Source organism: Seleniivibrio woodruffii (genome assembly GCF_029267515.1).
Taxonomy (GTDB): Bacteria; Chrysiogenota; Deferribacteres; order Deferribacterales; family Geovibrionaceae; genus Seleniivibrio; species Seleniivibrio woodruffii_A.
In genome coordinates, this window is the sequence record NZ_JAJUIS010000014.1 from 1 (window position 1) to 23,436 (window position 23,436).

Consider the following 23,436-nt stretch of genomic DNA (forward strand, 5'->3'; position numbering starts at 1 on the left):
TAAAGTCAAGAAGTTTTTTTCAAACTTCCTTTTTCCTTCCGTCCGGTCTTTCGAGCAACCCGCTCTCTCAAGCGGCTGGTGAATCTATCAAACTTACTCACCTTTGTCAATCTCTTTTTTAAAGTTTCTAACATCTCTTTTTAAACCTTCAAAGGCGCTTAACCTTCTCAGGAGTCGGTGAGCTTACTTTATTCAGCCAACCTTGTCAATCTCTTTTTTTGCTTTTTTAAGATTTCTTTTCAGTACCTTAAAAAAGTGAGCGGCATCTTTCGATGCTGTGTTTCTAACATCTTTTCCGCCTGAATTTTTTCACCATTCAAGGTGTGCTCTCAAGCGGAGATGTGTTATAGCCAATCGTACCTGTTAAGTCAACAACTTATTTCATCTATTTTGAAAAAAACTTTGCAACAGCTCTGTCAGACATAATCATGTCAAGAACAGTGACCGCTGACATGGCTTCAGCGACAGGTACAACACGGGGAGCAACGCACGGATCGTGGCGACCTTCCGTAATGATTGTCTTCTCGTTCCCATAAAGGTCTATACCTCTTTTGGGTACGGTTATTGAGCTGGCAGGTTTAACAACAAACCTGAACACAACGTCCTGTCCGCTGGCAATTCCCCCAAGGGTACCGCCTGCATTATTTGAAAGAAAGCCGTATCTGGTAACTTCATCGTTGTGTTCGCTGCCGCGCATAAGCGCCGCACCGAAACCGCTTCCGAACTCTATGCCTTTAACGGCGGGAACAGAAAGTATCGCTTTTGCAAGGTTGGCGTTCAGTCTGTCGAAAACGGGCTCGCCCACCCCCACAGGCACTCCTTTGATGGTCACTTCCACAATAGCACCCACTGAATCGCCTTCGTTCTTCGCTTCCAATATATAATCAGTCATGGACTGAACCGCATCCGGGTCGCAGGTGCGGATGATGTTCTTTTCTATGTAATCGAAATCACGTTTAACAGCCTTGTGGGGTCCCACCTGAATGACATATCCCTTGATGTCAATTCCGATCTGTGCCAGCACAGCCTTTGCGACAGCGCCGCCGCATACCCTTCCGATGGTCTCTCTCGCAGACGAGCGCCCGCCACCTCTGTGGTCGCGTATGCCGTATTTCGAGAAATATGTGAAGTCCGCGTGTCCGGGGCGAAACACGTTCTTAACATCATCGTAGTCTCTGGACATCTGATTTTTATTAAACACCATCATCATGACAGGCGTTCCCGTGGTTTTGCCTTCGAATATGCCGCTGTAAATATCAACTGTGTCGGACTCGTCGCGCGGGGTTGATACCTCGCTCTGTCCCGGTCTGCGTCTGTCCAGTTCTTTCTGGACATATTCAACAGAAAGATCAATGTTAGGCGGACAGCCGTCTATTACGACCCCTACAGCCTTTCCGTGGCTCTCTCCGAATGTGGTTATAGTGAAATTCTTTCCGAATGTATTTCCTGCCATATTAAAACTCCGTAATCTCTCCGCCCTTAATGCGCACATGCTTTCCGGTGTTAACGTCTTCGACCATACATGGAAGTATCGTTCCGTCGTCGCCGTATCCGTTCGCTTCCCAGAAACCTCGCACGTATTCGTCGGTAAAGTATATCTTTCTCAACCACTTGCAGCTTTTAAATCCCCATTGGTTCGGGATAATCATCCGCAAAGGGCCACCGTATTCATATTCAATCTCTTCTCCTGCAACTCCCGTGCATATAAGCACACGCGGGTTAAGCAAAAGTTCCGCTGACAGAGAGGTTTTATAGCCTCCCCAGCTCTCTGTATATAAAAACTTATATTTGTCCGTAGGTTTCGCCCAATCTAAAAAATCCTGCCACAAAATCCCCTGCCAGTCTGCCCTTACGCTCCATTTTGAAACGGAGGTAAGACGGCTGCTGACGGTATGAATCTTAAAGTTTGCCAGAAACTCATCCAGTTTATATATACCTGTTTTTTCACACCCGCCGCCAATCTGCAAGGTATATTCAGCCCTCTCCGGCACTTCTTTAATGCGTTCGGCGTTGAACACCGGACATTTTATATTCCTGAGAAATCCCATTTCATACCATATGTCTGGCGAGAAGCATCCCGCCGTATGAAGCAAGCAGACTGAGAAACAGGTTACATGCTATATATGTGAAAGCAGGCATAAGAGCACCCTCTTCCAGAAGATAAACCGTTTCCACAGAAAAGGTGGAAAATGTCGTGAATGCGCCGATAACGCCGACACCGACAAAAAGTCTGATGTCTTCACTGGCAATCAGCTTTTCCACAGACAGAACAACCACGAGTCCAAGGATGAATGAACCTGCGACGTTAACAACTACGGTTCCGAACGGAATCCTGTCTGTTATCAGGTTGTTTGTCCATTTTGTAGTGTAAAATCTGGCGATAGCGCCAAGAAAGCCGCCTATTCCTATCAGCAAAATTTTCATTTACAAAACCTCATTTCAGTCTTATATAGAAATTATGACATCAATTCAAGGCGTTATTGCAATCTGTGTGATTGCGTTTATTTTAAACCTGCCTTTCGGCTGGATAAGAGCCAATACCAGAAAATTTTCTCTGGCTTGGTTCGCCTGCGTCCACGCGCCGATTCCTGTTGTTGCGGTAATACGCATTTCAACCCATACCCCATGGACGTTCATTCCGCTGTTTCTGCTGTTTTCCGTCGCAGGACAGATAATCGGAGCGAAAATAAAGCGTTCCGCCGTCAAAGCCTCTTAATTTTCAGTCTGAGAGAGTTGCTTACAACACTAACTGACGAAAACGCCATAGCTATACCTGCGTACATAGGCATCATGCGTATTCCGAAAGCCGGATAGAAAACGCCCGCCGCAAGAGGAATAAGCACAATATTATAGAAGAACGCCCAGAAAAGATTCTCTCTGATTATTGCCAGCGTATTGCCTGACAGTTTTATAGCTTTCACAATCCTGTCCGTTTTGTCTCCGATAATGGTTATGTCGCCGGACTGCATAGCTACTTCAGTTCCGCTGCTCATGGCAAACCCTACATCGCTCGCCGCAAGCGCCGCAGCATCGTTTATACCGTCGCCAACCATAGCCACAATGTCGCCCCTGTCTCTGTATTCGTGCAGTTTGGCAAGTTTGCCCTTGGGGTTAACGCCGCTGAAATATTCGAATATTTCAAGTTTTTCCGCCACGCTTTTAACGGACTTTTCGTTGTCGCCAGAAATTATTACTGGAACGATACCCATCTTTTTAAGTTTGGAAACGGTACCAGCCGCATCATCTTTAACCGTGTCCGCAATGCCGAAAACGCCGACATAAACTCCATCCACAGCCGCATAAACATGAGACCCCGCGAAATCAGACGGTACAGCATCCACACCGTTGGATTTCAGGAAATCAAGTTTACCGACCAGAACCTCTCTGCCGTCCAGATTACCCTTAACACCCTCACCGTCGATATTAACGAACTCTTCAACATGTTGCAGAGGAAGATTTTTCTCTTTGGCATGTGTAACAACCGCCTTCGCAAGAGGGTGTTCGGAAAGCGCCTCAAGCGACGCGGCATAGGAGACCAGCTTTTCCTCCGTATAGCCCACCGCGGTGTACACGTTCTCAACTCTCAGTTTACCCGTTGTCAGAGTACCTGTTTTATCAAAAATAACCCTGTTGACCTTACAAGCCTTTTCAAGCGTTTCTCCGTTCTTTACAAGAATACCTTCGGATGCACCCCGTCCGGTGGCAACCATGACGGCTGTGGGCGTGGCAAGTCCCATCGCACAGGGACACGCAACGATAAGCACGGAAACGAACGCAAGAAGACTGTTTGTCAGCACAGGCTGGGGTCCGACAGTTATCCATACAAGAAATGTCACAGCGGCGATTATGAGCACCGCGGGAACAAACACTGCTGAGACCTGATCTGCCATGCGCTGTACGCGCGGTTTGGATGCAGTGGCACCTTTAACGGCTTTGATTATGCCCGCAAGGACTGTGTCGGTGCCGACAGAGGTTGCCTTATAGAGCAGTGTGCCGGATGTCAGTATGGTTCCGGCAAACAGGCTGTCCCCTGCTCTTTTTGAAACAGGAACGGATTCACCGGTCAGCATGGATTCGTCCACGCTGCCCTGTCCGTGTTCGACCATGCCGTCAACCGCTATGGAACCGCCGGGTTTTACACGGATAACATCACCTATTTTAAGGGTGGAAACTGCGACTTCACGCTCGCCGTCGTTCTCTATTATCGTGGCAGTCTTTGGCGCAAGATTCAGAAGAGCCTCAATAGCGCCTGCCGCTTTCTTTTTCGCTCTGGTTTCAAGGAGTTTGCCCAGCAGGATAAATGTTATGATTACTACCGAAGCGTCATAGTAAACGTGTGCCGCACCGTGATCCTCAAAAAATTTAGGATATATCGTAACCGCGGCAGAATATGAAAACGCGGAGAGTGTGCCCAGCGCCAGTAGCGTGTTCATGTCAGAAGTGCGGTTTTTAAGGTTTTTCCAAGCTATCTTATAGAATGAACGCCCGCCGAAATACATTACATAGAGCGAAAGAAACATCATCACCCAGTTTGTTATGCCCATATATTCATGAGGCGGCATTATAACCATCGAAAAGAGGAAGACTATAAACGTTACTGGGGCAGAAAGTTTCAGCGCCTTTGCGTAATAAAGCTCCGTTTCGTCGTCCGCAATGTCTCTATCCACGCCTTTGTAAACGTAGCCGATGCGTTCAATCTCCTGAGCTATTTCGTCCATATCCACAACCGCGGGGTCATACTCCACAGCGGCGGAGTTCGTGGCAAGGTTCACTGCGACGGACTTAACGCCCTCCACCTTGCCCAGCTTTTTCTCAACGCGGCGAACGCACGCAGCACAGGTCATTCCGCCGATATTGACGCTCTTTTCTGTAAGTTTTGAGGACATTATGAACTCCGACAATTATTAATGATATTCAAAATCAATATAAAAAAAGCTCCCGTGTTTTGCAAGGGAGCTTTTTCGAATATTTAAATATTTAATCTATAAGTGCGTGCGGCACAACCTGATCAAATGTGCTGACATACACTATCTCAAGGGACTGGGTTACATATTTCGGCAATCCGCGCAGGTCTTTTTCGTTCTTTTCGGGCACCAGCACCTTTTTTATGCCGTGGCGTTTTGCCGCCAGCAGTTTTTCTTTCAGACCGCCGATGGGCAGAACCTTTCCGGTGATGGTTATTTCGCCCGTCATGGCAACGCTCTTATCCACCTTTTTACCTGTCAGACAGGACAGAATAGCCGTAGCCATTGTAATACCTGCGCTGGGTCCGTCTTTCGGTATCGCGCCTGCAGGCACGTGAACGTGGATATCGTAACTTTCGAAATCCTCGTTGCTGATACCGTATCTCTCTCCGATTGTACGAACGTATGTCATTGCCGCACGTGAAGATTCCTTCATAACGTCGCCGAGCTGCCCCGTAACGTTAAGCGCGCCCTTACCTTTAAATTTGGTACACTCCACAAACAGCACGTCACCGCCCACAGGAGTCCACGCAAGCCCTGTGACGACACCTACCTCGTTCTCCTTGAGTGCGTCCTCGCCGAGGAACTTTATGGGACCAAGGTATTTTTCAAGCGATTTATCAGTGACGACAAAGGATTTTGCTTTGTCTCCCTCCGCAATCTTACGCCCTATCTTTCTGCACACAGTGCCGATTGTACGCTCAAGGTTACGCAGTCCGCTCTCCATTGTATAGCCGGAAATAAGCTCCGAAAGAGCTTTTTTTGTGAACGTCACCTCATATTCATCTATGCCGTTCTCTTTTTTCTGTCTGGGAATCAGATACTTTTCCGCTATCTTTATCTTTTCCTCTTCGGTGTAGCCGGGGATGTTGATTATCTCCATCCTGTCTTTCAGCGCCGGAGGTATCGGGTCGAGGTAGTTTGCCGTTGTTATGAACAGGACTTTCGACAGATCGAACGGCACTCCGAGATAGTGATCGGTAAACGCCACGTTCTGCACGGGATCAAGCACCTCAAGCAGAGCGGACGACGGGTCGCCTCTGAAGTCTGAGCCGAGTTTATCTATCTCGTCCAGCATGAACACGGGGTTATTGGTGCCCGCAGTTTTCATGCCCTGAATTATCTTGCCGGGGAGCGCGCCGATATACGTTCTTCTGTGACCGCGTATCTCAGCCTCGTCGCGCACACCGCCCAGCGACATGCGGACGTATTTTCTGCCCATTGCCTTCGCAACGGACATTCCGAGCGAGGTTTTACCCACTCCGGGAGGTCCAGCAAGGCAGAGGATCGGGCTTTTCAGATCATTTTTCAGCTTGCGGAGAGCAAGGAAATCCAGAATTCTGTCTTTGACCTCTTCCAGTCCGAAGTGATCCTCATCCAGTATTTTTTTTGCGTTCTTTATATCTATCATATCTTTAGTGGCTTTGCTCCAGGGCACTTCCACCATCCAGTCGAGATACGTTCTTGCAACTGTCGCCTCGGCGGAATCCGGATGCATTTTCGAGAGCCTGTCAAGCTGTTTGACAGCCTCCTCGTTCACCTTCTTAGGCATTTTGCATTTCTTTATCTTTTTGGCATATTCATCCATCTCAACCTGAAAGTCGTCCTCTTCTCCCAGCTCTTTTTTGATAGCCTTGAGCTGTTCGCGGAGGAAATACTCCTTCTGGCTCTTGTCAATCTCGCCTCTGGCGTCGTTCATTATCTTCTGCTGAACTTCCAGAATGGATATCTCGCGGTTGAGCAGTTCACCTACTTTTTTCAGCCTGTCCACAGGATTTTCTATCTCAAGAACCTGCTGCCCCTCGTCCATCTTGAGTCCGAGGTTGGAAACGATTATATCCGCCAGCTTGCCCGGTTCGTCTATACTGTCAATGACTGCCAGCAGATCCGGAAGCATCGGCTTTCCAAGTGAAACCGCTTTGCTGAGAAGGTCTTTCGAATGGCGAAGGAGCGCCTGCTCGTCAATATTCTCCTGTTTGACAGAATCGTTTATCTGCTCTATCTTTACGCGCATCCCCTGATCGCTCTCAACAAATTCAGTTATTTTCGCACGTTTAATACCCTGAATAAGCAGCTTAACCCTGCTGTCAGGCATCTTGAGCATACGCAGAATGACCGCGACTGTACCGACCTTGTATATCTCTTCCTTCTCAGGATCTTCAACAGACGCATCTTTCTGGCAGGCAAGGAAAATAAGCCTGTCTTCATTCAGTGCCTCGTTAACAGCGGCAATGCTCTGTTCCCTGCCCACATAAAGGGGCAGCACCATATATGGGAAAACCACGATGTCCCGCACGGGAAGGAGCGGAAGCTCATCGGGTATGTTAATTTCCTGCTCGAATTGTTCCATACTTTCCTCCTATCAATGAATCACTCTATTTCACAGGCGCATCTGGATATCTTAACTGTAAGAACACCTTCCTTCAGTTTTGCCGTGGTTTCAGAATCGTTCACACAGAAAGGCAGGCGGACAACACGGCGAAACCACACAGCCTCCCTTTCGACACGGATAAACCGCACCTGTTCTATGTTTTCTTTGGGTCTCATACCCTCGACAACAATGAGATCGTCGAGCTGATAAACCGTAAAATCATCTGCGGAAAGTCCAGGCAGTTCGATATACAGGTTTACGTCTTTGTCGCTTATAACAATGTCCATGGGCGGACCCTGCGTCTCTGTCAGGCTAGCCTTGGCAGAGTTTGCAAACCTCAGAAGCTCATCCAGTTCCTTTTTGAATAAGCCGTGGATGAATTTTATTTTTTCAATCCTGTCCTGCATTTGCCCCACCTCTCACGGTGTCAGATTTGCATACCTTTTATAACGTTAATCGCGTGTTCACGCATATCTTCCCTGTCGAGAGCAAAGTTCACCGCAGCTTCGAAAAGACCGAACTTGTTTCCGCAGTCGAACCTTTTCCCCTCGAAGTGATATCCGTAAACCCGGCTGGATTTAGCAACCTCAAGGATGGCATCGGTAAGCTGTATCTCACCGCCCGCGCCTCTGGGGATGACCTGCAACGCGTCCATGACCTCGCTGGTCAGTATATATCTGCCGATTATGGCAAGGTTTGAGGGAGGGTTTTTCTTAGGTTTCTCAACCATCCCCTCAAGTCTCATAAGCCTGTCGTCAACCCGCTCGCCGGGAACGACTATTCCGTATTTGGAAGTATCTTCGTCCGGTACCTGCATAAGAGATATCACCGATTTTTTCGTCAGATTGAACTGCTCCACAAGCTGAGCAGTCACAGGCACTTTGCTCATTATTATATCGTCCGGCAGAATGACGGCGAACGGTTCGTTGCCCACTGCGTCTTTTGCGCAGAGCACTGCGTGCCCAAGTCCGTTGGGGTTCTTCTGGCGGACATATGTTATGTCGCACATTTCCGATATGCGTTTCATCTCCTCAAGAACCTTCATCTTTCCGTTTGACTCAAGCTGGTATTCCAGTTCCGGCGAATTGTCGAAATGATCCTCCAGAGCGCGTTTGCTCCTTGCCGAAACAAATATGACACGTTCAATGCCAGCCGCTATCACTTCTTCAACAGCGTACTGTATCAGCGGCTTATCTATAAGAGTAACCATCTCTTTCGGAATGGATTTCGTGGCGGGTAATAACCTTGTCCCCAGTCCCGCAACAGGGAAAACAGCAGTTCTGACTCTCATTAATCACCTTTTGAATATATTAATCCGGCATAGCCCACAACCCTGTCAAAATCACCTGAGCTCACGCCGCTGTGGGTATGCTCAACCAGTTCCGCTCCGTGCTCCCCGCAGAGCCTGCAATAATGCAGACCTATATATGCGGGAAAAATTCCGCACATGGAAATGTCGTTTGCAAACACGCTATTATACAGCATATCTTCGTTCGATTTCAACAGCGCCTGTATAGCTATCGAGTCTTTTTGCTCCGTAATCCGTGCATTTTCGAAATGATTCATATCAGAACTCACAACGACAAGCACATTTTTACCTCTAACGGACGAAAATAATACCTCCGCTGCAGATTTTAAAGTGTTTTTATGGGGATTTTTAACCGTAATACACGTTATTTTTACATCAGGACGTAAAAACAGGAGCATCGGCACGATAACTTCCAGCGAATGTTCCCTTTTGTGTGCCTGCGTGTCTCTCTCAAATATTCCGGAAGAGCACAGAGCACCCACCATTTCCCCATCCGTGCTGACATCGCCGAAAGGCGTTTCCCATTCACCTTCGGGGTATACAGAGATAACGGGTCCTGCGCCCGTGTGGTTGGGTCCCATCAAAATGACATGTTCAGGAATGTTCACCGAAGAAAGGGTCTTAAATGCCGTCGCGCCTGAATAAATATAGCCCGCGTGCGGCACTATAACCATCAGCGCATCTTTTTTTGGGGTTGTTAAAGTGTTCGCTCTGAAAAATTCCGTCAGTTCACTCTTGTCTGCGGGGTAAAAATATCCCGCTACCGCTGCCTGTCTGCGCATATCTGTTTACCTACCTTATCAAACCACTCGGAGGTCAGCTTAACGGAAATGTTGAAATAACTGAAGTCATTAAGCAGAATCAGCTTTTTGTCCAGACTGTTCATAATCCACGGCATCCTGTTACGGGAGATTACCAGTTCTTTGACTCTTTTAAAGCTGAATTTATTCAGAAAATGCAGTTTAGAACTTAAAAAAGCAAGGTTGTCGGCGCTTTTGCTGCCGATTATCACCAGTCTGTTACCAGAACGGCACATTTCAATCCTGTGACCGTCACACATGAAGACTATATAATCGTTGCCGAAAGCGTCGTTTATATCAAAATCTGTGTCGTACATTGAGAGCTTTTCGCTGCCCGCCACAAACTCAAGATATCCTGTTACAATGACCGCGTTGCCGTTGTCCTCGGCAATGGCAGAGAAACTGGAAGCGCTGGAAACGGGGGACGTGACCAGACTGTTGTCTTCAAGCGCCTGACGTCTGAACAGCGAGAGATCTATGATATCCCCGCAGCCAAGCCCGCCGGAAATCCCCCTAAGGTCACTGGAAACGCTTCTCACGCTGAAGCCTGACAGAAAAGATTTTTTCAGTTTCATGAACCGTTTTGAAGTGCCCAGACCTGGTTCGTTCTGGTAGAAAGTGCGATATCCGCCGTCATAAAAAACATGGACGTTGTCCGCCGTTATATCGGGAAACTGCTCGTTCTTAACCAGCTTAACGTCAAAGCCGCGGTTTCGGACGTTCTCCGCAACCTTCAGCAGATTCGGGGACGGATTTAAAAATATATAATCAGCCATATCAGCCGTATACCTTTATTTCATTATAAAGTGCATCGCGCTCAACAGCAACAAGCCCCGCGGAACGTGCAAAATCAGCCATCTGCGTAACGGTCAGACCCTCGCTGCTTTTTGCTCCGGCGGCGTGGGTTATGTTCTCTTTGACGATGGTTCCGTCGAGGTCGTCAGCACCGAAGCGCAGCGCTACCTGTGCGGTCTTCTCCCCAAGCATCACCCAGTAAGCCTTTATATGGGGCACGTTGTCCAGCACTATCCTCGAAACAGCGATGGTTTTTAAGTCCTCAACACCGGTTGAAGCGGGGATATGACTCAGAAAAGTATTTTCAGGGTGAAACGAAAGTGGTATGAAAGCCAGAATACCGCCGGTTTCCTTTTGCAGTGCCCTCAGTGTCTCAAGATGACGCATTTTGTGCTCATCTTTCTCTATGTGTCCGTAAAGCATTGTAGCGTTTGTAAGAATACCAAGACTATGCGCCGTTTTATGTATCTCTATCCATCTCTCGGCGGGTATCTTTTCAGGACATATAACGTTCCTGACCTCTGGATCGAATATCTCCGCTCCGCCTCCCGGCATCATCTCAAGCCCCGCTTTTTTCAGCGATTTCAGAACTTCCGCAACAGAAAGATTTGATATTCTTGAGAAATAATCTATTTCAACAGCACTGAATGCTTTGATTGTCTTTTCCGGATATGCAGTTTTCAGAGCAGATACGGCATCGGTGTAAAATTTAAAAGGTTTGTCGGGGTGAAGCCCGCCTACGATGTGTATTTCTCTGGCGTCAGGAGCTTTTTCGTCAACGTATCTGACCATCTGGTCAACTTCGTAAAGGTATGAACCGTCATCGCCTTCATCCTTTGCAAAGGCGCAGAAACGGCATTTGCTCACGCAGATATTGGTATAGTTAAGGTGCAGGTTGCGGACAAAAAAAGTTTTTCTGCCCCACATCTTTTGTCTTATATCATCCGCCTGTCTGCCAAGCGAGAGGAAGTCTTTTTCGAACAGATTTTCCAATTCATACTCCGTAAAATGCCCACGGCATCAAATGGAAAACTAACACATGGCAACGCTTTAATCAATATTAAACTAAAGAAGCTACATGCTGCATCTGAATGAGCCGCCTGCAAACATCTGGGCATTGTTGCGCCCTTTGCTCTTCGCCTCATAGAGGGCGATATCGGCTTTCTGAACGAAGCTGTCGATGGTGTCGGTTTCTGCGAACTCGGCAACGCCGAAACTGCAGGTTACCTCTTTGCAGACGGGAAATTCATATGAAGCTATGGAGTTACGCAGTCTGTCAGCAATCTCGAAAGCTCCCTCCGCATCCGTTCCGGGCATGAGGACAGCGAACTCTTCACCGCCGTAGCGTGCGAGAATATCTGTTTTGCGGATACCTTTGCGTATAAGCTCCGTAAGCTGTATCAGAACCTTATCTCCAACGGAGTGACCGTATATATCGTTTATGTTTTTAAAATAGTCAGCATCCATCATTATAAGGGACAGCCTCTGACCGTACCTGTTCACCCTTTCAACCTCTTTTTCAAGCTCGTCGAAGAACTTTTTTCGGTTGTATATCTTCGTCAGGGGATCCTGCAGCGAAAGAATCATGTAAAGCTGCTTTTCCATTTCAAGATGGGTAACGTCCGCAAAAGACATAAGGTACTCGTTCTTTCCGGGGACATGTCTCACCGTCAGTATGAAAGTTGATTCCTCGTCGTCATCGCTGGTATCCGGCTTCATAACGACTATGCGGCTTGTCTGCCTGTCGTCTGCAACTATGTGTATCCACTCGGATATCTTTTTTCCGGCATAGAACGAATCGTCTTTATCGACAAACGCCTTCTCAAGTGAACCGTAGCGCAGGTTGAAATCCTCCAGCCCTGTGCATTTGAGAAAGCTGAGAAAAGAATCGTTTATATAGGTGCAGTTTGTCCCGTCTGTGGTGGCGAGGAAGTTAGGGTTGAGATCCATCACCTCGCGGAGGAACTTGTTTTGTTCTTCAAGCTGTTTTTTGTAATGTACAGAGGATGAAAGGTTAAGGATAACCTTCATCAGCTCCCTGAAATCAACCGGTTTTTTAATATATTTGTCAACGCCGACGTCTATGGCTTTCAGAAGAAATTCCTCGTCGTTGTGCCCTGTGGTGATAACTATCGGGGTATCCGGAGATATCTCTTTGATCCTGCGGGACATTGTTAGACCGTCCATCACAGGCATACGGATATCCGTAACAACTATGTCCGGTTTATGTCTGCCGAAAAGCTCAAGCCCTTCCTGTCCGTTTGACGCAAGATGTATCGTGCCGGAACGGCGTTGGAAAAATCTTTGAAGCCCCTCTCTGATCGCAGGCTCGTCTTCAACATATAGAATAGTTATGGATGAAAATCTGTCTTCTTGCATTGTTCACCGACTAATCAATATTAGCATTATTTTGTGTATATAAAAAGCTAAATGATACAGAAAAGATGCAAAAATGAAAAAACCTGCCCATAAGGGCAGGTTCTTGTTGTTCAACAGCTATTTACAAAAGGTAAACTGTAGCAAGATAGCCTGTAACGCTCATTGTTATCGTGTAGGGAAGAGCCAGTTTAACCATTTCCATGTATGAAAGCCTGATTACAGGTGCCAGAGCCGAAGTCAGCAGAAAAAGGAAAGCCGCCTGACCGTTCGGTGTCGCAACGGAAGGAATGTTCGTACCCATGTTGATGGAGACTGCGAGTTTAGCAAGGTGCTCAAGTTTCTGAAAGTTTTCAGGAGAAAGGTCGCTAGCATGGTGCCCCAGCAGAGGTGCAACATCTTTGAAATGGCTCATGGTCTCGTTCATATAAACCGTTGCCACAAAAACGTTGTCTGAAATTGACGAAAGAACGCCGTTGGCTATGAAATAAGCACCAAGCTGCGAATTACCGTGCAGACTCAGAACGTATCCGATAATTGGTTTGAAAAGCTCCTGATCATGTATCACCGCAACTATGGCGAAGAAAACAACGAGAAGTGCCGTAAAAGGCAGCGCCTCCGTGAATGCGTGACCAATCTCGTGTTCACTCACGATACCGTTGAGAGCCGTCAGCAGAACTATGAGGGTCAGACCGATAACACCGACCTCTGCAATGTGAAGCGCAAGCGCCAGAACCAGAGACACGCCGAGAACACCCTGGATGATCAGTTTCAGCTTTCTGGATGAATCCATTTTCTCAGCTTCTTTATCAACAAAACGCTTGAGAACGTCGTAAACGTTCTGAGGAAGCTGATAGCCGTAACCCATTATCTTTACCTTTTCAAGGAAAAGACAGGTTGCAAGCCCAACCAGCAGAACGGGTATTGAAACAGGTGCAGCATGGAAAAAGAAATCCGCGAAGTGCCATTTCATCTTTTCGCCGATGATAAGGTTCTGAGGTTCGCCCACAAGGGTGCATGCACCGCCGAGAGCCGTACCCACAGCCGCGTGCATCATAAGGTTGCGCAGAAAGCCCCTGAACTGGTCGAGATCGTCAAGGTGCTCTGAAGGGATGTTTCCGTCGTTTCCGACATTATATTCCACATCACTGAGTGAAGACGCATATTCATGATAAACCTTATAAAATCCGTATGCCACAGATATGACCACCGCCGTAACCGTTAGAGCGTCCAGAAACGCCGAAAGAAAAGCTCCGGCGAAACAGAAAAACAGTGAAAGCAGCATCTTCGACCGGACATTAACCAGAAGCCTTGAGAAGATGAAAAGCAGCATGTCCTTCATAAAGTAGATGGCTGCAACCATAAACATCAGAAGCATGATAACAGGAAAATTGGCGTGTGCTTCGTGATAAACGGTTGCCGGGGACGTCATGCCCAGAACAACAGCCTCGACAGCGAGAAGACCCGCAGGAGGGAGAGGATAACAGTTAAGCGCCATGGCGAGGGTGTAAATAAATTCGATGATAAGCACCCAGCCGGTTACAAAAGGACCGACAGTAAACAGAAGAATCGGGTTCAGAATCAGGAAAGAGAGAATGGTGAGCTTATACCAATTGGGAGCTTCACCAAGAAAATTAGCAGTGAATACCTTACCCATATTCATAGAGTATTCTCCTCATGTAATTAACATACAATGCGTAATGTTACAAAATCATTACTTCAAACACAAGGGAGAATACATGTCATTAAAAATAATAATTACAGCAAAAAGATGGTTGCAGCAAAGCCTGTTAAACTCATTACGATGGTATACGGGAGCGCAAGTTTTACCATCTCAACATATGAAAGCCTTATCAGAGGAGCCAGAGCGGATGTAAGCAGGAAAAGAAACGCAGCCTGACCGTTGGGTGTTGCAACAGAAGGAATGTTGGTTCCGGTATTTATGGACGCAGCCAGTTTCGAAAGATGCTCAACTCTTCCAGCCTGTTCCGGCGTAAGGGTCTCTTGGGTACCCAGAAGAGGAACGATATCCTTGAAACCGCTTATTGTCTCATTCATATAAACAGTTGCCACAAATACGTTATCTGATACGGCTGAGAGCACGCCGTTGGCTAAGAAATATGCACCGAGCTGTGCGCTGCCTGACATGGAGAGAACGTAGTCCGTGACAGGTTTGAACAGATGCTGGTCATGAATCACCGCCACAACAGCGAAGAATACCACAAGAAGAGCCGTGAAAGGGAGCGATTCCGTAAAGGCGTGCCCTATCTCATGTTCGCTGATAATGCCGTTGAAAGCCGCAAGGAGAACGATAAGGAACAGACCTATAACGCCCACCTCTGCAAGGTGCAGAGCGAGGGAAACGACAAGAAGAATACCGACAACACCCTGAACGATGAGTTTCATCTTTCCTGAGCTGTCAATCTCTTCCGCCTGTTTTTCCACATTTTTTTTCAGCACTTCGTAAACGTTTTCAGGAAGCTGGTATCCGTAGCCCAGAATTTTTATTTTCTCAAGTGTCCAGCAGGTTGCAAGACCTGCCAGAAGTACGGGGAAAGTAACCCTGTAGGTGTGCATTATGAAATCTGCGAAGTGCCATTTCATCTTTTCGGCAATAATAAGGTTCTGAGGCTCTCCCACCATGGTTGTAACCCCGCCGAGAGCCGTCCCCACTGCCGCGTGCATCATGAGGTTTCGCAGAAATCCCCTGAACTGTTCAAGGTCGGCTTTATGCGATTCGAGAACAAGTTCGTCGCTGTCAACAGTGTATTCCTCAGCCTCATCGTCGGAGGCATATGCGTGATAAACCGTATAAAAACCGTATGCGACGGCTATTATTACCGCCGTGACAGTGAGAGCGTCCAGAAACGCGGAAAGAAATGCACTGACAAAACAGAAGAGAAGCGAAAGCGCTGCCTTTGAGCGCACGTTTATGAGCAGTTTGGTGAAAACAAACAGAAGCCCGTCCTTCATAAAATGTATGCCCGCAACCATAAACATCAAAAGCATGATAACAGGGAAATTCGCGTGTGTTTCGTGGTATACGGATGCGGGAGATGTAAGTCCGAGAATGATACATTCAAGAGCTATGAGACCAGCGGGAGCCAGAGGATAGCATTTCAAAGCCATTGCAAGAGTAAAGATAAACTCTGCGATTATCACCCATCCGGTGAAAAAAGGTCCGAAAACAGCAAGCAGAAAAGGATTTGCCGCAAGAAACCCCAAAACCGTAAATTTATACCAGTCCGGTGCCTCTCCGAGAAAATTGTGCATGATCTGCTTACCCATATGCCGCCCCCTCATCCAACTTATAATATGTGAGAAGCATAGCATATGTTTCAACAAAGAACAATATTTGCAGGAAATAACATAACAAAAAAATTACAAGGTTAAAACTTAATCTCTACAGTAAAACAGCTTTCGCCCTATCCCCTGCTGAAAGAGTGCCGGTCTCTTCGTCCAGAAGCAGAAGTGCATTCACCTGCGCAAAGCTGATGAAGTGAGATGTTTTCTGCGTTCCTGCATCGAATCCTGTCAAAACTCCGTTTTCTGTGCGCACAGCAGCACGGTTGATATCAAACCTGCCCTCTTTCGAGGATGTTTTTCCGCCCATAGTCACAGATACTTCTTCGTTTTCAAAAACTGCATATCCGTAACATTTTCTGAGGAACGGTATGATATAGAACACCAGATTCGTCATGAACGCGGCAGGGTATCCGGGCATACCGATAAAGGTGCACCCTTCCTTCTTCGCAGCCATCAGGGGACTGCCTGGTTTTATGGCTGTTCTGGAAAAGAGTATCTCATAGCCGCAGGTATTGAACACCTCTTTCACATAGTCGTATTTGCCCATGGAGATGCCGCCGGACGAAATTATTATGTCGTATTTTCCGGACATCATATCAAACGCAGCCTCAACGTCCTCTTTGCTGTCCTTCACGTGTCCTGCGTATTCGAAATCGAACCCGTACTTTCTGAACATGGATTCGAGGATATATTTATTAGTGTTGTATACGAAACCCTTCCGGTATTCTTCACCGGCCTCAAGTATCTCGTCACCTGTAACGAATATGCCTATTTTCGGGCGTTTGCAGACCTTCACCTTTCCTCTGCCGAGGTAAAACAGCACCGGAAAAAGTCCGTCTTTAATAACGCTGCCCTTTGCCGCGGCAACGTCGCCTTTTGCGTTCTCTTCGGCTATATTGTTGATGTTTTCCCCTTTCTTACATTCGGGGATAAACACCCTTCCGTTTTCAACAGTGCAGTCTTCCACACGGGCAACAGCAAGAGCGTTGTCGGGTACGTTTCCGCCTGTCATAACGAAAACTGTCTCATCCCCGCTTATCGATTCAGCACCTTTGCGTCCTGCACCTGTCTCTCCGGCGGATGTGTAGCTTTCGTATCCTGGGATATGGGCATATCCGTCAACGGCGGACTTGCGGCAGTCTGGGTAATCCCGCTCCGTAATAACGTCCTCCGCAAGAACGCGCATATAACTATCACGCACGTCTATTTCTTCTGTTTCGGGCGCTCCGGCAATGGAATAGAGAATCTCTTTCGCCTTATGTCTTGAAACTTTCATTTCTCAGCCCCTCCCGAAAGGACAAATGGGATAAACGCATTTTTTGCAGAAATGGCAGAGACCGCCGTGTGCAAGGAGAGCCATATCCTTTTTTCCTATCTTTTCGCCCGCAAGTATTCTGGGCAGCAGTATGTCGAAGCTGGTGGCGGTAAAATGCAGAGCCGCCGCGGGAATGGCGCAAACGGGTTTCCCCTTGTAATATCCCATGGTCATGTTGTTTCCGGGCTGTATCTGAGAACCCTTCATTTCATATGTAACACCCGCATCAAGGAGAGCCTGCGCTGTGATATCGTCAGGGTCAACGGAAGTGCCTCCGGTCGTAATGAGCATGTCCGCCTTTTCCGCCATCTCTCTGACAGCGCTGATAACCATCTCCGGTTCGTCCGGCACAATGCGGTAGTCGATTACTTCAACGCCCATTCTGTTGAGCTTAGGCTCAAGTTTCGGGCGGAACCCGTCCCTGATTCGCCCCTCGTATACTTCGCTTCCTGTGATGAGCATGGCGGCAGTCTTTACGACATAGGGTTTTATCTCAATCAGAGGTGTATCCAGAATATCCTTCACTCTGTCCATGACGCTTTGTTCGCAGACAAGGGGGATGATACGGAATGCGGCGACCTGTTTTCCCGCCTCAACCCCCATATTGTTATGGATGGTTGGCAGCGAGGGAACGCCTATGTTGTTTATGTCGAACAGACGCTCTTCGTCCACCTTGAAAAGTCCGTCAATCTCCGCATAGAAGCTGACCTTTCCTTCTGATGTTTCCGCGTCGAATTTTATATTTTTTCCTGCAATGAGAGGTGCTGCGATGCGCGCCGCATCGTCCTCATGCACTCCTGTGGAATTTCCGTCTTCAATGAATATGGATCGTCTGCCGAGGCTTTTAAGGTGCTCCACCTCTTCAGCAGCAATAACGTGTCCGCGTTTATATGCTCTGTGTTTCAAACCTTTGGCAATATTAACTTCGGTGATATCATATGCGAGGATATGCCCGACGGCATCCTCAACGGCAACTTTCTTCATCATACCCCCACTGTAATAATGATTAAAATATCAGTTGTTTATTTCGCAGCACTCCGAAGGGTGTTTAACGTAGATGGGTATCTTTCTGTCCATGGCAAGGATAACACCGTCGGACGGGCGGCAGTCAATTTTAACATCGTTTCCGCCTGAGGTCATAAACAGATTCGCTTTGTAAATTCCACAGTCGCAGTTGTCTATGACAAGTTTGTCGAAAGTAACACTTTCAACGGAATCAAGTATCGGAGAGAGCATATCGTAGGCGGATTTTTTGCATCTGCCGCTTGTGCATTTTCTGGAATGAATATTTTCGGCTTCATATTTGCCTATTGGAATGAGAACGGATTCCTCTGTCATATCTACGGAATCCAGAATCAACAGATATCTTGACGTAAGAGGTTCCCTGATAACATTATATACCTTCACTTCATACATCTTGGTCTCCCTCGACAGCTTTTCCGTACAGGCTGTTCGGTCTCGCCTGTGTAACGTAGACCTTTACAAAATCACCTGTATTAAGTTCTTTTTCGCTCGAAAAGTTTACCACTTTATTCTGGCGGTTTCTACCGCTGAATTGTTTTTCATCCTTTTTGCCTCTGCCTTCGACCATAACCTCCACAACGGTTTTTTCATATGCCTTCGACCGTCTGGCGATTATCTCTTTCTGGAGGTCGAGCACCTTTGCCAGACGCATCTTTTTCACCTGTTCAGGCACGTCGTCTGCAAGTTTTTCCGCTGCGGTTCCTGGTCTTACAGAATATGCAAAAGCAAATATGGTGTCATATTCTATCTCACGCAGAGCATTCAGCGTACATTCGAAATCCTCGTCCGTCTCCCCCGGAAAGCCGACTATGAAATCCGAGGAGAGGGCGATGTCAGGTATTGCTTCTTTTGCCCGCAGAACCATATCCTTATATTTATCATAAGTATATTTGCGGTTCATCGCTTTAAGCACCCTGTCGCTGCCTGCCTGCAAAGGCAGGTGGAGGTATTCGCACACCTTTTCATTACTTTTGATAACATCTATCAGTTCCTCTGAAAAGTCTTTGGGGTGCGATGTTACAAACCGGACACGGCGTATACCTTCGATATCGCTTACTCTGTTTATAAGTTCGGGAAAGGACACTGATATTTCAAGCCCTTTTCCGTATGAGTTTACATTTTGTCCCAGAAGAGTTATCTCTTTTGCACCGTTATCCGCAAGGTATTTCACCTCATCCGTAATTTCGCCAAGGGTTCGGCTCTTCTCGCGCCCCCTGACATACGGTACGATGCAGTAGCTGCAGAAGTTGTCGCAGCCCTTCATAATAGTTACGAATGACGAAACGTTTACGCTGCGCCTGAAACTGCCTATGGAGAGAGAACCTTCATTCACCTGCGTATCGCACATGCGCTGTCCGTTTTCCACACAGGCTATGACCTCTTCCATCCTGTCCAGCCCGTCTGTACCGACAACAAAGTCTATGTATTTGCTGTGTTTGAGTATCTTTGCGCCGTCCTGCTGTGCCACGCACCCGCAGAAGCCTATTTTAACGTCGGGTCTCTTCTTTTTGATCTGCTTGAATCTGCCGATGGACGAGTCCGCTTTATGCTGCGGTTTCTCCCGCACGCTGCATGTATTTACTATCAGATAGTCCCCCTCTTCCATTGTTTCGGCAGGGGCAAATCCCATTTTTTCGAGGATAGAGGCGATGCGCAGCGAATCATATTCGTTCATCTGGCAGCCCATGGTGTGAATAAAGTATTTACGCAACAAGAAGCTCCTTATTTTTCCTGAAACCTAAATATAATGAATCACGGCTATAAGGGAAATACTTTTTTCACCGTCTCAAACACTTCTTCCGGCGCAACCCTGTCCATGCTGTATTCGTCAGCATCATTTTCATATCCGTAGCAGAGATTTTTCCTGACATCAGGCGGAACGACATGCAAAACGTTTTCGCCCGATGCTCCCCAGCGTTTAGGGTTTACAGAACCGGTCAGCTCAACAACTTTTCCGCCGCAGGCGGCTGCGAAATGAGATATTCCGCAGTTCACGGAGATGATCCCCCGACAAGAGTTAAATTTGGAGGCTAACTCGCCGGGAGATCTGTCCGTTATGATCAAAGCATCAATGCCTTCGCTGCGTAAGAATGCTTTAAGATGAACAGATTCTGCACCGGAAGCAGTAAAACCAAGGTAAAATCCGCTATTTTTTATTAATATTCCGAGTTTTTTCCAATTTTCAAAGTTCCACATGCGGCACATATACCTCGCACCCGAACAATACATGTGCATTATGACGATATCTTTGTAAATTTCGTTCTTTTCCGCCTTATATTGCGGTAAAACTCCTGTCTGGGCGCAGTAAAGCTCTGCCAAAGTATAAAAATTGTCAAGCTCATGCCTGTTTCTGTCGTGTTTCACGGTACTGTCGTAACAATAGTGCCTGTGTTGTCCCGCAGTTCTGAACCCAAGCCTGAACCGAGCAGGAATAAATAAACTTATAAGCGCATCAAATCTGGTCCACGCACCGAAATCAATCAGTACATCAAAAGTTTTAAGTTTTCTGAGGGTAAACCATTGAACAGGATTTCTGTATGAAACTGTCAGCACGCGGCTGTCAGTCATAAGCTCCGCCATCGCTCTGTTTTCCGGTGAACAGACAAGTGTCATGTCCGCAGACGGATATTTCGCCCGCACCTGCTTTATAACGGCAGACACAAGCACCATATCGCCGACACCTCCGGTTTTGACAAAACAAAAACTTTCAGGTTTTTCAGATTTTTTGCGTTTTTTAACAAAAATGGACAGGAGAATGAGAAAAAGAACACCGGCAGACCTGTCAAGAAACCTCGAAAATCTGCCGGTGCGTTTTATGAACATTAAATTATATAGCCGTCCGTTTTTTCAAGTACATCCAGATAAGCGTTAACGCCCTGCTCAAGAGCGGTGAAATGCACATCGCAACCTGTTGAACGCAGATTTGTCAGGTCAGCCTGAGTATATTTCTGATATTTACCTTTCAGAGCGTCCGGGAACGGTATCTCAGATATTTTTGCATCAGGATAGCGTTTTGCAAAGATATCCGCTATGTCTTTAAAGCTGCGGCAGTTGCCTGTTCCGCAGTTGTAAATACCTGAGACGTCGGGATTGTCCAGCAGATACATATTAACAGCCACCACATCGTCAATGTAGATGAAGTCGCGCAGAAACTCACCGCTGCCCTCGAAAACCTTTATCTCTTTGGTATCTCTGTACTGGTTAAAGAAATGTCTGATAACTGAAGCCATTCTGCCCTTATGGTTCTCCTGCGGACCGTATACGTTGAAATAACGCAGTCCCGCAACCTGAACCGGTACTTCGTTGGGATAACGTCTTAAATAGTTGTCGAACATGAATTTACTGAATGCGTAGACGTTAAGCGGATATTCGTTCTCGCGTTTTTCAGTAAAACCGCTGTCGCCGTTGCCGTAAACAGATGCAGAGGAAGCATAGATAAAACGGACATTATGTTCGATACATTTGTTGAAAAGTGCACATGTGTACTCATAGTTATTTTTCATCATATAGTGACCGTCGGTTTCCATGGTGTCCGAACATGCGCCCTGATGAAAAATAACATCAATTTCAGGAGCTATATCATCAATAACATCAATAAAATCCTCTTTATCCACAAAGTCATTGAAATACAGTCTGTTCATATTCAGATGCTTTTCACTTTTTTTAAGGTTGTCGCTGATTATTATATCCTTATAGCCGGCGTCGTTCAGTCCTTTAACAATGTTGCTCCCTATGAACCCCGCGCCGCCTGTTACAGCTATCATCATTTCTTATCTCCTTGCATCGCTTTAATTACTGCTGTTGTTGAATATCCATGCACAAAATCTATTAAAACCGTTTTTCTGGCAAACTCTCTTCCCACAACCTCGTCAATTTTATAGTCCGCGCCTTTGACAAGTACGTCCGGCGCAACCGCCTTAATGAGCTCGTAGGGAGTGTCTTCATTGAAAATAGTTATATAGCTGATACTTTCGAGCGCCGCCAGAACCTCTGCCCTGTCGGTTTCGTTGTTTATGGGTCGTTCAGGTCCCTTTATCCTGTGGATGGAATCGTCGCTGTTAAGCCCAAGAACGAGGATATCACCAAGCTCCGCCGCTTTTTTCAGATATGTTACATGCCCTTTATGGAGTATGTCGAAACAGCCGTTGGTGAATACCACCTTCCTGCCTGTCAGCTTCGCCTTTTCAAGCTCTTTCAAAAGTGCATTCAGCGGCATGAGTTTTGATTTGACATCGCGGGAATCGTTCAACTCGGATATCAGAACCGGAGCAGTACCTATCTTACCCACGACTATGCCCGCCGCTCTGTTGGCGACAGTGACCGCGTCTTTCAGGGAAAATCCCTTCGCAAGTCCAAGCGCCAGCGAAGCTACAACAGTGTCCCCTGCGCCGGAAACGTCAAAGACCTCCTGCGCCTCAGTCGGGAAGTGTATATAGTCGTTGCTGTCCACTACGGTTATTCCCTTTTCGCTTCTGGTTACAACCAGATATTTCAGCCGTACCCTGTCTATTATCTCACGCGCAGCGAGAACGATAGCTTCGTCCTCGTTCGGTACGTATCTGCCCACAGCCTCCGCAAGTTCCTTGACATTTGGGGTAACTGTTGTTGCGCCGGAATATTTGCGCCAGTCGCTCCCCTTGGGGTCAACAATAACAGGTATTCCCTGATGTTCCGCAAGCCTGATTATCTCTTCGCAAACATCCGGCGTGCAGAACCCTTTGCCATAGTCGGAGATTACCACTGCGCGGCATGATTTTATATGCTCTTTAACGCGTGCCGAAACTTCCCCCGCCTGCTCGCGCGTGATAGGAGTAATTTCTTCAAAATCCAGCCGCACTATCTGCTGTTTTTCGCCTATGACACGCAGTTTAGTGGTTGTCGGCGCATCCGTTACCAGCATATCACATTCTATCTTAATATTTTCCATCATTCCTTTAAGAATACGGGCGTCGGCATCATCACCCCAGACACCCATCATGACAGCTTCAGCACCGAGATGGGCAATGTTGTTAACGACATTGCCGGAGCCGCCGAGAGTCTGTGTTGTTCTTTTAACGTTTACAACGGGAACCGGCGCTTCTGGAGAGATGCGGGAAACGGAACCGAAATGGTACCTGTCCAGCATAAGGTCTCCTGCAACAAGCACCTTCGCCCCTGAAAAATCGTACAATGACATC

21 protein-coding genes are annotated in these 23,436 nt (G+C 47.1%); 1 reads left to right on the forward strand and 20 read right to left on the reverse strand.

Annotated features, from left to right (window positions below):
* Window positions 1-385: 385 nt before the first annotated feature.
* From aroC to crcB, 3 genes are read right to left on the reverse strand one after another with little or no spacing between them, the layout of a single operon-like run.
* Window positions 386-1,453 (reverse strand): chorismate synthase, encoded by a 1,068-nt coding sequence (gene aroC / locus Q7P67_RS11645; RefSeq protein WP_303852322.1) that lies wholly within the window; start codon window positions 1,451-1,453, stop codon window positions 386-388.
* Window position 1,454: 1 nt separating this feature from the next.
* Window positions 1,455-2,048, reverse strand: a complete 594-nt coding sequence (locus Q7P67_RS11650; RefSeq protein WP_303852323.1) for a molybdopterin-dependent oxidoreductase — start codon at window positions 2,046-2,048, stop codon at window positions 1,455-1,457.
* 1 nt (window position 2,049) lies between these two features.
* Window positions 2,050-2,424 carry a fluoride efflux transporter CrcB gene (gene crcB / locus Q7P67_RS11655; RefSeq protein WP_303852325.1) on the reverse strand — a complete coding sequence of 125 codons (375 nt, stop codon included), beginning with the start codon at window positions 2,422-2,424 and terminating at the stop codon, window positions 2,050-2,052.
* A 34-nt stretch (window positions 2,425-2,458) separates the two neighbouring features.
* On the opposite strand from crcB, the gene Q7P67_RS11660 reads away from it, so the two are divergent.
* Complete coding sequence (locus Q7P67_RS11660) at window positions 2,459-2,716, forward strand: hypothetical protein (protein ID WP_303852326.1); 258 nt, start codon at window positions 2,459-2,461, stop codon at window positions 2,714-2,716.
* Here Q7P67_RS11660 and Q7P67_RS11665 read toward each other — a convergent pair.
* The 17 genes from Q7P67_RS11665 to hldE form a co-directional block, all read right to left on the reverse strand.
* Window positions 2,703-4,886 carry a cation-translocating P-type ATPase gene (locus Q7P67_RS11665; RefSeq protein WP_303852327.1) on the reverse strand — a complete coding sequence of 728 codons (2,184 nt, stop codon included), beginning with the start codon at window positions 4,884-4,886 and terminating at the stop codon, window positions 2,703-2,705. The two genes, Q7P67_RS11660 and Q7P67_RS11665, sit on opposite strands and share 14 nt — an antisense overlap.
* A 91-nt stretch (window positions 4,887-4,977) precedes the next feature.
* Window positions 4,978-7,314 carry an endopeptidase La gene (lon, locus tag Q7P67_RS11670; protein ID WP_303852328.1) on the reverse strand — a complete coding sequence of 779 codons (2,337 nt, stop codon included), beginning with the start codon at window positions 7,312-7,314 and terminating at the stop codon, window positions 4,978-4,980.
* Between the two features lie 20 nt (window positions 7,315-7,334).
* A complete protein-coding gene (locus Q7P67_RS11675) occupies window positions 7,335-7,742 on the reverse strand; it encodes an Hsp20/alpha crystallin family protein (RefSeq protein WP_303852329.1) in 408 nt (135 codons plus the stop codon).
* Window positions 7,743-7,762: 20 nt separating this feature from the next.
* Entirely contained in the window at window positions 7,763-8,626 is an 864-nt protein-coding gene (gene galU, locus Q7P67_RS11680; protein ID WP_303852331.1) for a UTP--glucose-1-phosphate uridylyltransferase GalU, read from the reverse strand.
* Complete coding sequence (amrB, locus tag Q7P67_RS11685; RefSeq protein WP_303852333.1) at window positions 8,626-9,426, reverse strand: AmmeMemoRadiSam system protein B; 801 nt, start codon at window positions 9,424-9,426, stop codon at window positions 8,626-8,628. The genes galU and amrB overlap by 1 nt, the downstream gene beginning before the upstream one ends.
* Window positions 9,405-10,220, reverse strand: coding sequence for a hypothetical protein (locus tag Q7P67_RS11690; RefSeq protein WP_303852334.1), 816 nt, complete (start codon window positions 10,218-10,220; stop codon window positions 9,405-9,407). The genes amrB and Q7P67_RS11690 overlap by 22 nt, the downstream gene beginning before the upstream one ends.
* Before the next feature lies 1 nt (window position 10,221).
* On the reverse strand, window positions 10,222-11,232 hold the full coding sequence (gene mqnE, locus Q7P67_RS11695) for an aminofutalosine synthase MqnE (RefSeq protein ID WP_303852336.1): 1,011 nt from the start codon (window positions 11,230-11,232) through the stop codon (window positions 10,222-10,224).
* A gap of 81 nt (window positions 11,233-11,313) precedes the next feature.
* The gene (locus tag Q7P67_RS11700; RefSeq protein ID WP_303852337.1) at window positions 11,314-12,618 is read right to left on the reverse strand and encodes a diguanylate cyclase; all 1,305 of its coding nucleotides are present in this window, start codon (window positions 12,616-12,618) and stop codon (window positions 11,314-11,316) included.
* A gap of 121 nt (window positions 12,619-12,739) precedes the next feature.
* On the reverse strand, window positions 12,740-14,278 hold the full coding sequence (nhaB, locus tag Q7P67_RS11705; RefSeq protein ID WP_303852338.1) for a sodium/proton antiporter NhaB: 1,539 nt from the start codon (window positions 14,276-14,278) through the stop codon (window positions 12,740-12,742).
* A 95-nt stretch (window positions 14,279-14,373) separates the two neighbouring features.
* Complete coding sequence (nhaB, locus tag Q7P67_RS11710) at window positions 14,374-15,903, reverse strand: sodium/proton antiporter NhaB (RefSeq protein ID WP_303852340.1); 1,530 nt, start codon at window positions 15,901-15,903, stop codon at window positions 14,374-14,376.
* Window positions 15,904-16,018: 115 nt separating this feature from the next.
* Window positions 16,019-17,197 (reverse strand): molybdopterin molybdotransferase MoeA, encoded by a 1,179-nt coding sequence (locus tag Q7P67_RS11715; RefSeq protein WP_303852342.1) that lies wholly within the window; start codon window positions 17,195-17,197, stop codon window positions 16,019-16,021.
* Between the two features lie 3 nt (window positions 17,198-17,200).
* Complete coding sequence (locus tag Q7P67_RS11720; protein WP_303852344.1) at window positions 17,201-18,223, reverse strand: molybdopterin-binding protein; 1,023 nt, start codon at window positions 18,221-18,223, stop codon at window positions 17,201-17,203.
* A gap of 27 nt (window positions 18,224-18,250) precedes the next feature.
* Window positions 18,251-18,652, reverse strand: a complete 402-nt coding sequence (locus Q7P67_RS11725; protein WP_303852345.1) for a bifunctional nuclease family protein — start codon at window positions 18,650-18,652, stop codon at window positions 18,251-18,253.
* On the reverse strand, window positions 18,645-19,970 hold the full coding sequence (gene miaB, locus Q7P67_RS11730; protein ID WP_303852347.1) for a tRNA (N6-isopentenyl adenosine(37)-C2)-methylthiotransferase MiaB: 1,326 nt from the start codon (window positions 19,968-19,970) through the stop codon (window positions 18,645-18,647). Before miaB ends, Q7P67_RS11725 begins: the two co-directional genes overlap by 8 nt.
* A gap of 47 nt (window positions 19,971-20,017) precedes the next feature.
* Window positions 20,018-21,082, reverse strand: coding sequence for a glycosyltransferase family 9 protein (locus Q7P67_RS11735; RefSeq protein WP_303852348.1), 1,065 nt, complete (start codon window positions 21,080-21,082; stop codon window positions 20,018-20,020).
* Window positions 21,082-22,023 carry an ADP-glyceromanno-heptose 6-epimerase gene (gene rfaD, locus Q7P67_RS11740; RefSeq protein WP_369696032.1) on the reverse strand — a complete coding sequence of 314 codons (942 nt, stop codon included), beginning with the start codon at window positions 22,021-22,023 and terminating at the stop codon, window positions 21,082-21,084. The genes Q7P67_RS11735 and rfaD overlap by 1 nt, the downstream gene beginning before the upstream one ends.
* Window positions 22,023-23,435: a bifunctional D-glycero-beta-D-manno-heptose-7-phosphate kinase/D-glycero-beta-D-manno-heptose 1-phosphate adenylyltransferase HldE gene (gene hldE / locus Q7P67_RS11745; protein WP_303852352.1), complete on the reverse strand. Its 1,413-nt coding sequence runs from the start codon at window positions 23,433-23,435 to the stop codon at window positions 22,023-22,025. The genes rfaD and hldE overlap by 1 nt, the downstream gene beginning before the upstream one ends.
* Window position 23,436 lies beyond the last annotated feature (1 nt).

Coding starts and splice junctions, on each gene's coding strand:
- Q7P67_RS11650 (WP_303852323.1), bottom strand. CDS start 2,048: ATGGGATTTCTCAGGAATATAAAATGTCCGGTGTTCAACGCCGAACGC.
- Q7P67_RS11720 (WP_303852344.1), bottom strand. CDS start 18,223: ATGATGAAGAAAGTTGCCGTTGAGGATGCCGTCGGGCATATCCTCGCA.
- Q7P67_RS11725 (WP_303852345.1), bottom strand. CDS start 18,652: ATGTATGAAGTGAAGGTATATAATGTTATCAGGGAACCTCTTACGTCA.
- Q7P67_RS11675 (WP_303852329.1), bottom strand. CDS start 7,742: ATGCAGGACAGGATTGAAAAAATAAAATTCATCCACGGCTTATTCAAA.
- hldE (WP_303852352.1), bottom strand. CDS start 23,435: ATGTCATTGTACGATTTTTCAGGGGCGAAGGTGCTTGTTGCAGGAGAC.
- amrB (WP_303852333.1), bottom strand. CDS start 9,426: ATGCGCAGACAGGCAGCGGTAGCGGGATATTTTTACCCCGCAGACAAG.
- nhaB (WP_303852338.1), bottom strand. CDS start 14,278: ATGAATATGGGTAAGGTATTCACTGCTAATTTTCTTGGTGAAGCTCCC.
- Q7P67_RS11690 (WP_303852334.1), bottom strand. CDS start 10,220: ATGGCTGATTATATATTTTTAAATCCGTCCCCGAATCTGCTGAAGGTT.
- galU (WP_303852331.1), bottom strand. CDS start 8,626: ATGAGAGTCAGAACTGCTGTTTTCCCTGTTGCGGGACTGGGGACAAGG.
- aroC (WP_303852322.1), bottom strand. CDS start 1,453: ATGGCAGGAAATACATTCGGAAAGAATTTCACTATAACCACATTCGGA.
- Q7P67_RS11735 (WP_303852348.1), bottom strand. CDS start 21,082: ATGTTCATAAAACGCACCGGCAGATTTTCGAGGTTTCTTGACAGGTCT.
- lon (WP_303852328.1), bottom strand. CDS start 7,314: ATGGAACAATTCGAGCAGGAAATTAACATACCCGATGAGCTTCCGCTC.
- rfaD (WP_369696032.1), bottom strand. CDS start 22,023: ATGATAGCTGTAACAGGCGGCGCGGGGTTCATAGGGAGCAACATTGTT.
- Q7P67_RS11660 (WP_303852326.1), top strand. CDS start 2,459: ATGACATCAATTCAAGGCGTTATTGCAATCTGTGTGATTGCGTTTATT.
- Q7P67_RS11700 (WP_303852337.1), bottom strand. CDS start 12,618: ATGCAAGAAGACAGATTTTCATCCATAACTATTCTATATGTTGAAGAC.
- Q7P67_RS11715 (WP_303852342.1), bottom strand. CDS start 17,197: ATGAAAGTTTCAAGACATAAGGCGAAAGAGATTCTCTATTCCATTGCC.
- Q7P67_RS11665 (WP_303852327.1), bottom strand. CDS start 4,886: ATGTCCTCAAAACTTACAGAAAAGAGCGTCAATATCGGCGGAATGACC.
- crcB (WP_303852325.1), bottom strand. CDS start 2,424: ATGAAAATTTTGCTGATAGGAATAGGCGGCTTTCTTGGCGCTATCGCC.
- nhaB (WP_303852340.1), bottom strand. CDS start 15,903: ATGGGTAAGCAGATCATGCACAATTTTCTCGGAGAGGCACCGGACTGG.